The 12,605-nt window shown below is 70.8% G+C and carries 11 protein-coding genes; 4 read left to right on the top strand and 7 right to left on the bottom strand.

Annotation, left to right across the window (positions count from 1 at the left end):
• Positions 1-28: 28 nt before the first annotated feature.
• The 7 genes from ACZ7CD_RS01275 to ACZ7CD_RS01245 all read right to left on the bottom strand — a co-directional run bounded on the left by ACZ7CD_RS01275 (position 29) and on the right by ACZ7CD_RS01245 (position 9,054).
• On the bottom strand, positions 29-853 hold the full coding sequence (locus ACZ7CD_RS01275) for a phosphotransferase family protein (protein WP_470378137.1): 825 nt from the start codon (positions 851-853) through the stop codon (positions 29-31).
• 35 nt (positions 854-888) lie between these two features.
• On the bottom strand, positions 889-2,409 hold the full coding sequence (locus tag ACZ7CD_RS01270; protein WP_470378136.1) for a hypothetical protein: 1,521 nt from the start codon (positions 2,407-2,409) through the stop codon (positions 889-891).
• Positions 2,406-3,098, bottom strand: a complete 693-nt coding sequence (locus ACZ7CD_RS01265; protein WP_458434478.1) for a hypothetical protein — start codon at positions 3,096-3,098, stop codon at positions 2,406-2,408. Before ACZ7CD_RS01265 ends, ACZ7CD_RS01270 begins: the two co-directional genes overlap by 4 nt.
• Positions 3,095-7,639, bottom strand: coding sequence for a WXG100 family type VII secretion target (locus tag ACZ7CD_RS01260; RefSeq protein ID WP_470378135.1), 4,545 nt, complete (start codon positions 7,637-7,639; stop codon positions 3,095-3,097). Before ACZ7CD_RS01260 ends, ACZ7CD_RS01265 begins: the two co-directional genes overlap by 4 nt.
• A gap of 21 nt (positions 7,640-7,660) precedes the next feature.
• Complete coding sequence (locus ACZ7CD_RS01255) at positions 7,661-7,969, bottom strand: WXG100 family type VII secretion target (protein ID WP_360395723.1); 309 nt, start codon at positions 7,967-7,969, stop codon at positions 7,661-7,663.
• The gene (locus tag ACZ7CD_RS01250; protein WP_458430186.1) at positions 7,966-8,463 is read right to left on the bottom strand and encodes a YbaB/EbfC family nucleoid-associated protein; all 498 of its coding nucleotides are present in this window, start codon (positions 8,461-8,463) and stop codon (positions 7,966-7,968) included. Before ACZ7CD_RS01250 ends, ACZ7CD_RS01255 begins: the two co-directional genes overlap by 4 nt.
• A 108-nt stretch (positions 8,464-8,571) precedes the next feature.
• A complete protein-coding gene (locus ACZ7CD_RS01245; RefSeq protein WP_470378134.1) occupies positions 8,572-9,054 on the bottom strand; it encodes an LppU/SCO3897 family protein in 483 nt (160 codons plus the stop codon).
• Between ACZ7CD_RS01245 and ACZ7CD_RS01240 the strand changes: the two genes are divergently transcribed.
• From ACZ7CD_RS01240 to fusA, 4 genes are all read left to right on the top strand, one after another.
• Complete coding sequence (locus tag ACZ7CD_RS01240; RefSeq protein ID WP_470378133.1) at positions 9,053-9,184, top strand: hypothetical protein; 132 nt, start codon at positions 9,053-9,055, stop codon at positions 9,182-9,184. The genes ACZ7CD_RS01245 and ACZ7CD_RS01240 overlap by 2 nt on opposite strands.
• Before the next feature lie 326 nt (positions 9,185-9,510).
• A complete protein-coding gene (gene rpsL, locus ACZ7CD_RS01235; RefSeq protein WP_030473471.1) occupies positions 9,511-9,885 on the top strand; it encodes a 30S ribosomal protein S12 in 375 nt (124 codons plus the stop codon).
• Positions 9,885-10,355, top strand: a complete 471-nt coding sequence (gene rpsG, locus ACZ7CD_RS01230) for a 30S ribosomal protein S7 (protein ID WP_030478293.1) — start codon at positions 9,885-9,887, stop codon at positions 10,353-10,355. Before rpsL ends, rpsG begins: the two co-directional genes overlap by 1 nt.
• A gap of 78 nt (positions 10,356-10,433) precedes the next feature.
• A complete protein-coding gene (gene fusA, locus ACZ7CD_RS01225) occupies positions 10,434-12,536 on the top strand; it encodes an elongation factor G (RefSeq protein WP_360395728.1) in 2,103 nt (700 codons plus the stop codon).
• Positions 12,537-12,605: the final 69 nt, after the last annotated feature.

Here is a 12,605-nt window from a genome sequence, read left to right as displayed (position 1 = left end):
TCCTGCGGTGGGACCGGACAAAACGATATTAGCCGCGGTCGTCGTGCTCATGCGCCGCAGCGATCCGACGACAAGCCTCGACCAGCGGTTCCACGGCCTGCAGACCGGTCACGAGTGCCCGCGCTGCCATTTGCACAACGTACGCCTGGGCCGGGATGTTGAGCGCTTCCCATTCTGATGTCGGCAGCGCCACACCCCCCGTTTCACGGTAGGTGTTCAGGAACCGCGCCCACAGGTCCGCCGGCAGGATGCCCGCCGCGAACAACGCCGCAGGTCGGGCCAGGTCCCACACCGGGTCGCCGACCCCCAGGTCGTCCACGTCGATCAACCGCCACGCCCCCCGGTGCACCAGCTGCCCGAGGTGCCAGTCGCCGTGGATCAACGCCCGCGTCGACATGCCCAGCGGCGGCAGCACCGCGAACGCCGCCAGCACCACGTCCGCGTGCGGCAGCTCCGGCGGCAACGCCCTGATCGCCCGCACGATCCGCTCCGGCGCCCCCGCCACGGGCCCCCGCGCCGGCAACGCGTGCAGCTCCGCGAGCAGCTGCGCGCTCTCCTCCCACGGCGCCGAGTCCGGGTCCGCCTGGCTCACCGGCGTCCCGTACGGCCACACCGTCACCGGCCGGTCGTCCACGAACTGCACCGGCCGCAACGGCGGCAGCATCAGCTCCGGGTGCGCGGCCGCGATCTCCAGCCGCTGCGCCAGCGCCTCGACGTCGGTGTCCGCCGCGTGCGCCTTGGCCACCACGTCACCGACCCGCACCACCACGACGTCACCGCGGTCGCCGCCCAGCACCTCCGGGTCGCCGGAAGAGCCGGTCAACGAGGCCATCGCCGCGATCAGGTCGTCCACGCCGCACAGTGAACCAGGTGGCCACCGCGTGGGGATCACGCTCGTTGCAGCGATCCCGCGTAGGAGTAGAAGAACCCGATCAGGTAGGTCGCCGCGTCTCCCGGGCTGTCGAACTCGGCGTAGAACCGCCGCTCGTCCTCGTTCACCCAGTACACGGCGTAGCGGTCACCGACCCGCACCAGGCACAGCGCGCCGTCGACCTGCTCGCCCACCGAGTAGCGCGCGGGGTCCAGGCCGAGGTGGGCGGCGATGTCCAGGGCGGCGCTCGCCGCCTGCTCGAACTCCTCCTGCAGCCCCGGTTCCTCCTCGGCGCTGCCGGTGGCCGTCGCGAGTGCCCGCGCCCTGACCGCGGAGGGCAGCCGGTCGGGCGGGCGGTACCGGTTGGCCCTGATGTGCGCGAGCAGCGCGGTGTCCGGCGCGATGTCGTGGTGTTCGAGGTAGTGCGGTACCGAACCGGACCAGACCCACCTGCCGTCGGTGTGGAACACCATCGGCACCGTTTCCGGGTGCTCGGGGTCGACCAGGTCGGGTGCGAGACCGCGGGAGGACAGCACGACCGGTGCGCCGCGCAGGTAGTCGAGCACCGCCTGCTTCTCGAACCGCACGACCGGGGTGCGGTAGGCGAGCGCCACGCCGTCCGCGGACATGCCGTCGACCGCCCGCGCCAGGAGCAGCTCCGGCCGGTGCGGTGCCTTCGCCCGCGGCTCGGGCTTCAGCGTGCCGGTCGTGCTCAGCGCCGCGCTGAGCCAGCCCGGCACGTACCGGGGGTTGCGCGGGTAGAACGTCGGCTCGTGCCGCAGGGCCTGGGCCGCGAAGTCCGCGAGGTCGCTGAAGTACGGCCGCCAGGCGGGTTCGGCCTCGGTGTCGAAGGCCAGCGTCGGCCGACCGCCGTCCTCCAGCGCGTAGCGGGCGGTGAACCACGCCCCGAACGGGTAGGAGTAGCCCGCGGCCCTGAGCCGGTGGAACCACTGGCTCACCACCGCCGACGGCAGCCAGTGCACCTCCTCGCCGTCCGCCGTCGTCACCGTGGTCGTGAGGACCTGCCACCCGGCCGTCGCGTCGCACTCGACGCTGATCCGCGTCCACCCCTCGGGTGCGGACGAGGCGAGCTCCGCCGTGATCGCGTCGACGATCGCGTCGAGGTCCGGTTCCCCCGGCGGTCCCCACGCCAGCGAGACGCCGTGCGCCGCGGGTGGTTCGTCCAGGAAGGACAGGTGGTCGACCCGCACCTGGCAGAGCCGGTCGAACTCGCCGGCGGGCCCGCGCAGCCGCCAGCTCCGGGGAACCCGCAGGGAGAGCGGGCTGGTGACGAGGTCCGCACCGTCGGCGGCGACGACCTCGGCGGCGGTCTCACCGGCCAGGGCAACGGTGATGAGCGTGAACCACGACTCGACGAGGCTGCGCTGCAACGGCGTGCCCGCGATGTCGTCGTCGGGGTCGGGATCGACGACGACGTACTGGCGCGCACCGTCCTGCCCCGCACGCGCGACGCAGAGCTGGTCGGACCAGACCGCGTGCGTGGTCCTGCCCAGCGGACCGGACAAGATCGCCTTCACTGCTGTCCTCCCGGCATCGCGGTGCCCATCGGCGTCGGCGTCGCGGGAAGCGGCCCGACGCGCATGAGGTCGTTGACTCGTTCGCTCTCGGCCCGGTGCAGCTCGGCCAGCGTCTGCACCGGTATCCGCAGCTTCGGCTTGGACGACCGGTTGAGCTGCAGGCCGACGTGGTGGCGGCCGTGGCCGAGGTGCCTGATCAGGTCGATGCCGCGCACCGACGTCCAGTGCGGCCAGGTGCTCGGCACCCGCACGAACGAGGTGCAGACGTCGAGCGTGCGGTCGCCGTGCTCGTTCGGCCGGAGCACCAGCTCCTCGCCCTCGTCGCACATGGCCATGAGCTCCGCTTCCGCGAACGCCCGCGCGAACGGCCCGAGCCGTACGAACCCGTTGATCGTGCGCCACAGCTCCAGTTCGAAGTCCGTGTGGAACCTGGTGCCCGCGGTGTCCGGGTGCGGCACGAAACCGGGGTTGCGCCACTCCTCACCGGTGAACGCACCGTCCGGGCCGACCTCGCGGAGCCCCTTCAGGGTCCGGGTGTCGTCGCGCTTCTCCCGCGGCTGGTGGAGGTCGTAGTAGCCGACCTGACCACCGGGGTTGCGGGCGGCCAGGGCAATGCCCTCGTCGTCGACGTCGGGCAGGGGGGACCTGCCCAGGTACCAGTCGACGTGCACCTCTGGCACCCCGCTCATAGCTCTGCCTCCAGCTCCTGCATTTCCGCGAGCCACTTGAAGTTCTCGTTCACCTGGGGGTTGCCGACGCTGGTGTCGTGGATGTCGCCGTTGTCGTCGAAGTACGTGACGCGTTCCCAGGTCCGGTAGACGTACTCGTTGCCCATGCCGCCGGGGAACACGTACTCCGACTCCCCGTGCGTGCCGTTCTGGCCCGCGTCGTGGTAGGTGAAGTCGACGTTGACGCCGTTCGGGTGGTACGCCTCCGTGATCCGCTCCACCCTCTTGTTGAGCCCGCTCTCCGTCTTCACGTCGGTGTCGGCGTTGAACCTCATGTTCGTCTCGAACCGGCCGGGCGCGTGGTCGACGTCCATCGTGAACGACACGTGCGCGGAGCCCGTGACGATCTTGTCGCCGAACCCGGACATCGCGCCGCCCGCCACGTGGTTGTTGATGCTCAGCGCCTCGGGGTTGCGCGGCGCGATGCCCTGACCGGCGTGGATGTCGGCCGCACTGCCGCCGTCGATGCGCAGCAGCGGCTGGCTGAGCATCTGCCGCAGGCCCTGGACGTCGCGGTAGACCGGCTTCTCCGGGATGGCCGAGACGTCCACCTGCACCGGAGCGCCGTCGAGCATCCCGGGCGGTGCCTGGCGGGTGTGGCCGGGCGGCAGCTCCCCACCGGGGGTGAAGGTCGGCTTCTCGTCGTTGCGCCCGCCGGTGATCTCCCCCTTGTTCTTGAACACCCGGTCGACGTACTCCGTCGCGGCCTTGTTCAACCTGCGCTGCATCGCGTCCTGCGCCGACTCGCGGGGTGCGGTCGAGGCCGCGTCCGGCTCGATGAACCTGCCGTCGGGACCGACCTCGAGGCCCGCCGTCCGGATCCACACCTCGGCCATGGACAGCTCGGGGTGCTCCAGCGCGTAGAGCTTGACGGCGTGCTGCTCCAGCTCCGCCTGGCTCATGTCCTCCAGCGACCGCTGCCGTCGAGGAGCTTCCGGCTCCGTGTTCCGGGGCTGCGGTGCGTCGGCCTGGGTGGGGACCGTGTGCTGGACCGGGGCCGGCTGGTGCCGTGCCGGATCGGCCGGTCGGTTCCACGGCTGGTCCTGGGTGCTGCCCGGGGGCACCGGTCGGCGAGGTGGCTGCGGGCCCTGTGCCGGGTGCACCGGACGAGGCGGCCCGGCGTTCGGCGGCGCGGTGTGCCGTGCCTGCTGGGGGTGGTGACCGGCGGGAGGCGCCATCGGGCGCCGCAGCTGGTCGGGGTGCTGCGGGTGGCTGCGGTGCTGTGGGTGGCTGTGGTGTTGCGGGTAGCCGTTGTGCTGCGGGTGACCGTGGTGCTGCGGGGGCTGGCTCTGCTGTGGTGCGGGCCTGCCCTGTTGCGGGTGCTGGCCGGTGTGCGGACGTGGTCCGGCCTGTGGGTGTTGCCAGGCCTGTGGGTGTTGCCCAGCTGCCGGGTGTGACCTGGCCTGCGGGTGTTGGCCGGTGTGCGGACGTGGCGCGGGCTGCGGGTGCTGACCGGTCTGCGGGTGCTGACCAGGCTGTGGATGTTGTCCGGCTTGCGGGCGAGGCCCTGCCTGCGGAGGTGGTCCGGCCTGCGGGCGTGGTCCGGCCTGCTGCGGACGCGGTCCCGCCTGGGGGTGCTGCCCTGCTTGCGGGTGCCGGCCAACCGGTGGCTGGAGCGGGCGTTGCTGCTGGTGCCACGTGCGCGGGTCGGCCCCGTGCTGCGGGCGTTGCTGCCCTGCCCACGGCTGGCCGGGACCGTGGGCCGGGCGCTGCGGAACCCCACCCGGAGGCATCCCGCCCACGGGCGTCCCACTGCGAGGCGGCAGCCCCGGTGGAGGTCCCTGCCGCCGCGGTGGCTGCCGGTCCGACCAGCCCGGTGGCGGTGCGCCGGGGTGGACCGGTCGCTGGTGGCCGTCCGGCTGCACCGGGTGCCACTCGCCGGACGCGTCGCGCACCCAGTCCGTCGGTTCGCCGCGGCGCCATGCGCGCGGGTGGTGCTCCGGTGTCGCGCCGCCCCACGTGGGGGTCGTGCCGGGCGGGGTCGGGCGGTCGTGCCGGGTGCTGGTGCCGTCCGGCTTGAAGGTGACCCAGTCGCCGTTCGGCGGCCAGCCGGGGGAGAAGTCGCCGCGGACGTGGTCGAAGTGCGACGAGCTCGCGAAGACGTTGCCCATGTCGTCGACCCACGCGTCCTTGGTGGGGGAGACGACGTCGACTCCGAGCTCCTGGCTCAGCCGGGCCGCGAACCCGTCCGACCTCGTGCCGGTCTGGCAGGAGACCAGGCGGATCGGCTGCCTGCCGTCCCAGTCGCCGCTCGACCTGATGATGTCGGCGAGGTCCTCCGGCGTCAGCCTGGTGCCGCCCACCCGGACGTCGTCGGTGGAACCGTGCAGGTCAACGGTGTAGCGGTGCGGGTCGGGGGCGATCATCGCCGCCGACTGCGAGTAGGCCTTGAACTCGTCGTCGTGCAGCGACAGGCCGGACCGGGTGTGCCTGACGTCGTCCTGCAGGTGCTCGAAGCGGTCCGGCAGCGGCACCGGGCTCCGCAGCCTCTTGTGCTCCTCCCACGGCGTGCGCGCGGGCCGTTCGTGCGGCGAGGCGGCGTCGGCAGGCGGCTGTGGTGCGTGCGCGGGGTACGGGGACGGCCCGGCCGGTGGCAACGGACGGGCGTGCGGTGACGGGCCCGCGGGGTGGGCCGGCCGGTGCGGGGACGGGGGAGGCTGGGGAGCGCGGTGCGGTGCCGGAGCGGCTGCCGGTGGAGCGGAGCGGTGCTGCGGCGGTGGCACCTGGCCGTGCTGCGGCGGGGAGGTCTGGGCGTGCTGTGGCGGCACGTGGGCAGGCTGGTGCTGGGGGACGTCGTTGGCAGTGCGGTGCGTCGGCGGGAGCAGAGGTGCCGACGTCGCCGCCTGGTGCACGCCGTCCGCCGGCGGTGTGCGCGGAGCGGTCGGCGGTGGGGCCGAGGTCGTCGGTGCCGGCTGGAAGGGGGCGGAGGCGTTCGGCGCGTGGTTGCCGTGGGAGGCGGGGCCGGACGGGACCGGGCCGGTTGACGCCTGACTGCCGGGGGCAGGTGCCGACGGTGCCGGGCCGGTGCGGCCGTGGGGTGCGGACGTGCTGCTGCCGACGGGCACGGGCTGGTGGCTGCTGCCGGACGGGTGAGGACCGGCGTTGGTCGGCGAGGTGCCGGCGTGCCCACCCGGCGTCGAGACGGGTGCGCTGCTCGGCGAGGAGGTCGAGGGGGCCGTCGTCGGCACCGAGCGAGCCGCGGCGGGTGAGCCCTGCTGGCCCGGACTCTGCTGGCCCGGACCCTGAGGCGCTGGACCGGTCTGTGCGGGAGCGTGCTGAAAGCCCTGCGGTTGCTGCGGAGCAGCCGCCGCGGAGGACGGGGCAGCGGAGGACGGGGCCGCTTCGGGCGTGGCCGGGCGGTGGGGCGGCTGGTCGGTGGGTGGGCCCGCGAACGACGTGTTCACCGCGTCCGCGGCACGCGGCGGGGGAGGGCTGTCCGACCCGGACGGCGCGGTCGAAGCTGCCGCAGGAGGGGTGATCGGGGGAGCGGAAGACGCCGCAGGAGGGGCGACCGGGGGAGCGGACGGCGCAGCGGGCGGACCGTCGGGGCGTGCCGTGGGCATGTCGCCGGCCGCAGGGGCGTCGAAGTCGGCGTTCACGCCCTCCATGCCCGACTTGAGGCCGGAAACGCTGCCGCTCACCGCCCCCGACGTGGCGCCGAAGAGGACGTCCCCGGCCTGGATGCCCTCCTCGGACAGGGCACCCTCGGCCAGTGCGGAGCCGGCGCCGATGAGGGCTTCCTCGGCGGCGTTGCGGCCGATGGAGCGGCCGATCGAGTCGCCTACGCCGTCGCCGAGGGCCTTGCCCGCGCCGGCGCCCACGCCGAAGCCGACGGCGCCGGAGATGAGACCCGACTTGGCGGCGTCGAGGGTGAGCTTGCCGTCGAGCTCGGAACGGGTGCCCTTGGCCAGCTGGATGCCCTGGACGGCGAGGTCGGTGGCCACGGAGGTGGCCACCTCGATGCCCACCTGCACGGCGAGCTTTCCGATGAGGTTGCGGCCGACCTGCTGCATCAGCCGTTGCACCAGTTGCCGGAACACGATCTGCACGCCGGCGCGGGTGGCCAGCTGGGCGGGGACGATGCCTGCGGTCGAGGCGCCGAAGGACGCCACCGCGGAGGCGATCATCGCGGCGATCTGGATGGCCAGGATCACCAGCGCGATGATGATCGAGAGCTTGGCGTACTCGATCTGCATGGCGCAGTTGCGGCAGGCGGTGGCGAGCTTCTCGGAGACGTTCTTCATCTTGGGCAAGGTGGCTTCCTCGCCCTTGACGAACTTCTCCCAGTACTTCTTGAACGCCTCCGCCGCCTCGCCGTCCATGTGGGACGTGGCCTGCGCCACGGCGTCGTCCGCCTCGCGCATGGCGTTGTCGATGTCGGTCGCGGCGGTCTGCCACACCTCGGCGAGGCGTTGCAGTGCCGTCTCGTCGCCTTCCGGCCAGCTGTCGCCCACCACGATCGGGATGAGCCAGCGGACCTCGGCGGGCATCTCGATGCCCATTGCAGCAATCCCCCCAGACTGCTAACCGCTGATGCCGCGTGCGTTGAAGTCGTCCTGCTGTTCCATCAGGTTCGCGGACTCTTCGAGGTTCTTCCCGATGTCCTGCAACGTCTGCGCGACCTTCGCCATCACCTCGCGCACGGCCTGCGCGGCGGGGGCGTAGTCGGTGCCGAACTTCTGGCCGGCCTCGTCGTTGCCCCAGCACTGGCCCTCGGCGTCGAGACCGCGGGCCAGCGCCGCCGCGTGCGTGCCCATCTCCTCGCCCGCGTGGCCCATCTTCGCCGCGGCCGAGCGCACGCCGGCCGCTTCCATCCACGTGTGCCCGCTCACCAGCGGTGGCCCCTGCCCATGATCGAGTCACCGCCGAAGTCCTCGTCGTCGGACTCGGCGGAACCGGCGCGCTGCACCGGGCGGGCCTCGCGGCGCAGCACCGAGGAGCCGAAGTCCTCATCGGACGGTGGTGGCGGAGCGGCGGGCTCCTCGCGCTGCTCGACCTTGAAGAAGTCCTTCAGCGACGGTGCGCCCGGCACGACGTCCGGCAGGTCGACCATGCCCTCTTCCGAGGTGAGCGGGGCCATCTCGGCGTTGACCTGCTCGCGCACGTTCATCGCGGCACGGCGGGCCACCTGCGTGATCGTCTGCGCCAGCTGTTCGGGGGTCACCCGGTCGAACGCCCGCGGGCCCAGCTCCAGCTCGTCCAGCACACCGGTCGCGTCCACGGTCACCACGACGTTGCCGTCCGGTGAGGACGCGACACCCGACATCGCCGCGATCGCCGCCTGTGCGTCCCGCAACCCGTCCGTGCGCTGCTTGAGCTCGCGCATCAGGGTGTCGAGCGTGCCTCGCAACTCTGCGTTACGTGCCGCTAGCTGTTCGTCATCGAGCACTGCGGCAACGTACCGAACGCCGCTGCGGCCTGTCGGGCGTATGGATCATTTGGTGATGCAGATCGTCGTCGGCGGCCGGTCGTAGGTCCTGGTGTCGTCGTCGGGACCGCACAACGACCGGTCCGACCTGCCGTCGACCACCTTGGTGACCCTGCGGGTGCCGGTGCCGCAGGCGAGCTTGGTGTCGAAGATGCCGACCTGCTTGAGGCAGTCGCCTTGGCGCACGTTCAGCGAGTAGCACTCCCGCGTCTTGCGCTTGGTCTTGCGGTTGCGCGCCGACGCCTCCTCCACGTAGTCGCCGCCGGGGCAGGGCGCGGTGACGCCGCGCTCGATGGACACCAGCCGGTAGGTGGCGTCCTGCGCGGCGCAGTCCACCTTCGTCAGCTCGGCCTTGTCGCGGGACAGGTCCACGACCTTGGCGCACTCGCCGACGCCGGGCTGCTCGGTCCAGAGCGAGCAGCCGGAGACGACCAGCGCCAACGCGGTGACCGCGACGAGCTTCCGCACGGCGAAGTGGTGCTTCGACATGGCCTCACACCTCCGGGACGCGGACGTCGGACAGCTGCTGTGGCGAAAGTCGCACCGCCCGCGGCCGGGAGCCGGCGTCCGCGGCCGGACCACCGGGTCCTGCGGCGGCGCTGACCGCACGGTCGGGTGACGAGGCGGCGGTGGGCTGTGACAAAACCGCTTCCCCCAGGTAGAGCTTGATGTGCGGACCATGTCTACTGCACGGGCGGGAGCGGTACCCCCGTTTTGACCCAGGTAGACGTGGGCGGGTATCTTTGCTACTCGTGCCCGACCCATGTCGGGCCGCTCCGCGTGCCCGTGAGGCCGCGGTGTCCTCCACTCGCGGTGGCAGTTGAACTGTTGCTTGCGGACCTGAGTAGCGGGCGACACGCCCGACCTCGGGTGCAGAGAGGGATCAAGAAACACGAGGGTGAACCGCAAGGGGAACCCGCAGAAGACGGAAGAAGCAGCCGGCGAATGCCAACGATCCAGCAGCTGGTCCGCAAGGGCCGCCAGGACAAGGTGGCCAAGCAGAAGACGGCGGCCCTCAAGGGCTCGCCGCAGCGGCGCGGTGTGTGCACCCGCGTTTACACCACCACCCCCAAGAAGCCGAACTCCGCACTGCGCAAGGTCGCTCGCGTGAAGCTGACCAGCGGTATCGAGGTCACGGCCTACATCCCCGGTGAGGGTCACAACCTCCAGGAGCACTCGATGGTGCTCGTGCGCGGTGGTCGTGTGAAGGACCTGCCGGGTGTTCGCTACAAGATCATCCGTGGCTCTCTCGACACGCAGGGTGTCAAGAACCGCAAGCAGGCTCGCAGCCGCTACGGCGCGAAGAAGGAGAAGAGCTGATGCCCCGCAAGGGACCGGCCCCGAAGCGGCCGCTTATCTCTGACCCGGTCTACAGCTCGCCGCTCGTGACCCAGCTCATCAACAAGGTGCTGGTGGACGGCAAGCGCTCCGTGGCCGAGAAGATCGTCTACGAAGCCCTCGAGGGTGCTCGCGAGAAGACCGGCACCGACCCGGTCGTCACGCTGAAGCGCGCGCTGGACAACGTGAAGCCCTCGCTGGAGGTCAAGAGCCGCCGCGTCGGTGGTGCGACCTACCAGGTGCCGATCGAGGTCAAGCCCGGCCGCTCCACCACGCTGGCGCTGCGCTGGCTGATCACCTTCTCCCGGCAGCGCCGTGAGAAGACCATGGTCGAGCGTCTGATGAACGAGCTGCTCGATGCGAGCAACGGTCTCGGTGCGAGCGTCAAGCGCCGTGAGGACACTCACAAGATGGCCGAGTCCAACAAGGCCTTCGCCCACTACCGCTGGTGATGTGCCGCCCGGCCTGCCGGTCAGGCCGGGCGCTCCCAGCCCTAGTGAGCCCACAAGCTCAAGACAGGGGAAAGACCCGTGGCACAGGACGTGCTCACTGATCTTGCCAAGGTCCGCAACATCGGGATCATGGCCCACATCGACGCGGGCAAGACCACGACGACTGAGCGGATCCTGTTCTACACCGGGATCAGCTACAAGATCGGCGAGGTCCACGACGGCGCTGCCGTGATGGACTGGATGGAGCAGGAGCAGGAGCGCGGCATCACGATCACGTCGGCCGCGACGACCTGCTACTGGAAGAACCACCAGATCAACCTGATCGACACGCCCGGCCACGTCGACTTCACCGTCGAGGTCGAGCGCAACCTGCGCGTCCTCGACGGCGCCGTTGCCGTCTTCGACGGCAAGGAGGGCGTCGAGCCGCAGTCCGAGCAGGTCTGGCGGCAGGCGACCAAGTACGACGTCCCGCGCATCTGCTTCGTCAACAAGATGGACAAGCTCGGCGCGGACTTCTACTTCACCATCCGCACCATCTCCGAGCGCCTGGGCGCCAAGCCCCTCCCGATCCAGATCCCGATCGGTGCCGAGAGCGACTTCATCGGCGTCGTCGACCTGATCGAGATGCGCGCTCTGACCTGGCGCGGCGAGGTCCAGAAGGGCGAGGACTACGCGATCGAGGAGATCCCCGCGGATCTCGTCGAGAAGGCGCAGGAGTTCCGCGAGGCGCTGCTCGAGGCCGTCGCCGAGACCGACGACGACCTGACCGAGAAGTACTTCGAGCAGGGCGACCTGTCCGTCGAGGAGATCAAGGCCGGCCTCCGCAAGATCGTTGCCGAGGGCACCGCCTACCCGATCCTCTGCGGCTCCGCGTTCAAGAACAAGGGCGTCCAGCCCATGCTCGACGCGGTGATCGACTTCCTGCCGTCGCCGCTGGACCTCCCGCCGGTCGAGGGCACGCTGCAGGACGGCGAGACCGTCGTGTCGCGCAAGGCCTCGTCCGACGAGCCGTTCTCCGCGCTCGCGTTCAAGATCGCCGTGCACCCGTTCTTCGGCAAGCTGACCTACATCCGGGTCTACTCGGGCAAGGTCGCCTCCGGCACCCAGGTCGTCAACGCGACCAAGGACCGCAAGGAGCGCATCGGGAAGATCTTCCAGATGCACGCCAACAAGGAGAACCCGGTCACCGAGGCCATCGCCGGTCACATCTACGCCGTGATCGGTCTGAAGGACACGACGACCGGTGAGACCCTCGCCGACCCGGCGAACCCCATCGTCCTCGAGTCGATGACGTTCCCCGAGCCGGTCATCCAGGTCGCCATCGAGCCCAAGACGAAGGCCGACCAGGAGAAGCTGGGCACCGCGATCCAGAAGCTGGCCGAGGAGGACCCGACGTTCCGGGTCAACCTCGACCAGGAGACGGGCCAGACCATCATCGCCGGCATGGGCGAGCTCCACCTGGACATCCTGGTGGACCGCATGCGCCGCGAGTTCAAGGTCGAGGCCAACATCGGCAAGCCTCAGGTGGCGTACCGGGAGACCATCCGCAAGGCGGTGGAGAAGTACTCCTACACCCACAAGAAGCAGACCGGTGGCTCCGGCCAGTTCGCGAAGGTGCTCGTCACCGTCGAGCCGCTGGAGAAGAAGGAAGACGGCGCGCTCTACGAGTTCGTCAACGCCGTCACCGGTGGTCGCATCCCCCGCGAGTACATCCCGTCGGTCGACGCGGGTGCGCAGGACGCGCTGCAGTACGGCGTGCTGGCGGGCTACCCGCTGGTCGGCGTGAAGGTGACGCTGCTCGACGGCGCCTACCACGAGGTCGACTCCTCGGAGATGGCGTTCAAGATCGCTGGTTCGATGGCCCTCAAGGAAGCCGCCCGTCAGGCGTCTCCCGCGATCCTCGAGCCGCTGATGGCCGTCGAGGTCACGACGCCCGAGGAGTACATGGGCGACGTGATCGGCGACCTGAACTCCCGCCGTGGCCAGATCCAGGCCATGGAGGAGCGCAGCGGTATCCGCGTCGTCAAGGCGCTGGTCCCGCTGTCGGAAATGTTCGGGTACGTGGGTGACCTGCGGTCCAAGACCCAGGGTCGTGCCAACTACTCGATGGTGTTCGACTCCTACGCAGAGGTTCCCGCGAACGTCTCGAAGGAGATCATCGCGAAGGCGACTGGGGAATAACCCCACACCGGAGCACCGCAGTTCCACCGCGGGCTCTCCGGGGTTGATTCCCTGGGGTCCGCTACTTTT

The sequence above is a fragment of the Lentzea sp. NPDC036949 genome (assembly GCF_055608075.1).
This window is presented reverse-complemented; position numbering and strand designations above follow the sequence as displayed.

What these genes read in the sequence shown, in the direction of transcription:
- ACZ7CD_RS01265 (WP_458434478.1), bottom strand. Translation starts at nt 3,098, where the DNA reads ATGAGCGGGGTGCCAGAGGTGCACGTCGACTGGTACCTGGGCAGGTCC.
- ACZ7CD_RS01260 (WP_470378135.1), bottom strand. Translation starts at nt 7,639, where the DNA reads ATGGGCATCGAGATGCCCGCCGAGGTCCGCTGGCTCATCCCGATCGTG.
- ACZ7CD_RS01250 (WP_458430186.1), bottom strand. Translation starts at nt 8,463, where the DNA reads ATGCGCGAGCTCAAGCAGCGCACGGACGGGTTGCGGGACGCACAGGCG.
- ACZ7CD_RS01240 (WP_470378133.1), top strand. Translation starts at nt 9,053, where the DNA reads ATGGCCTCACACCTCCGGGACGCGGACGTCGGACAGCTGCTGTGGCGA.
- ACZ7CD_RS01245 (WP_470378134.1), bottom strand. Translation starts at nt 9,054, where the DNA reads ATGTCGAAGCACCACTTCGCCGTGCGGAAGCTCGTCGCGGTCACCGCG.
- rpsL (WP_030473471.1), top strand. Translation starts at nt 9,511, where the DNA reads ATGCCAACGATCCAGCAGCTGGTCCGCAAGGGCCGCCAGGACAAGGTG.
- rpsG (WP_030478293.1), top strand. Translation starts at nt 9,885, where the DNA reads ATGCCCCGCAAGGGACCGGCCCCGAAGCGGCCGCTTATCTCTGACCCG.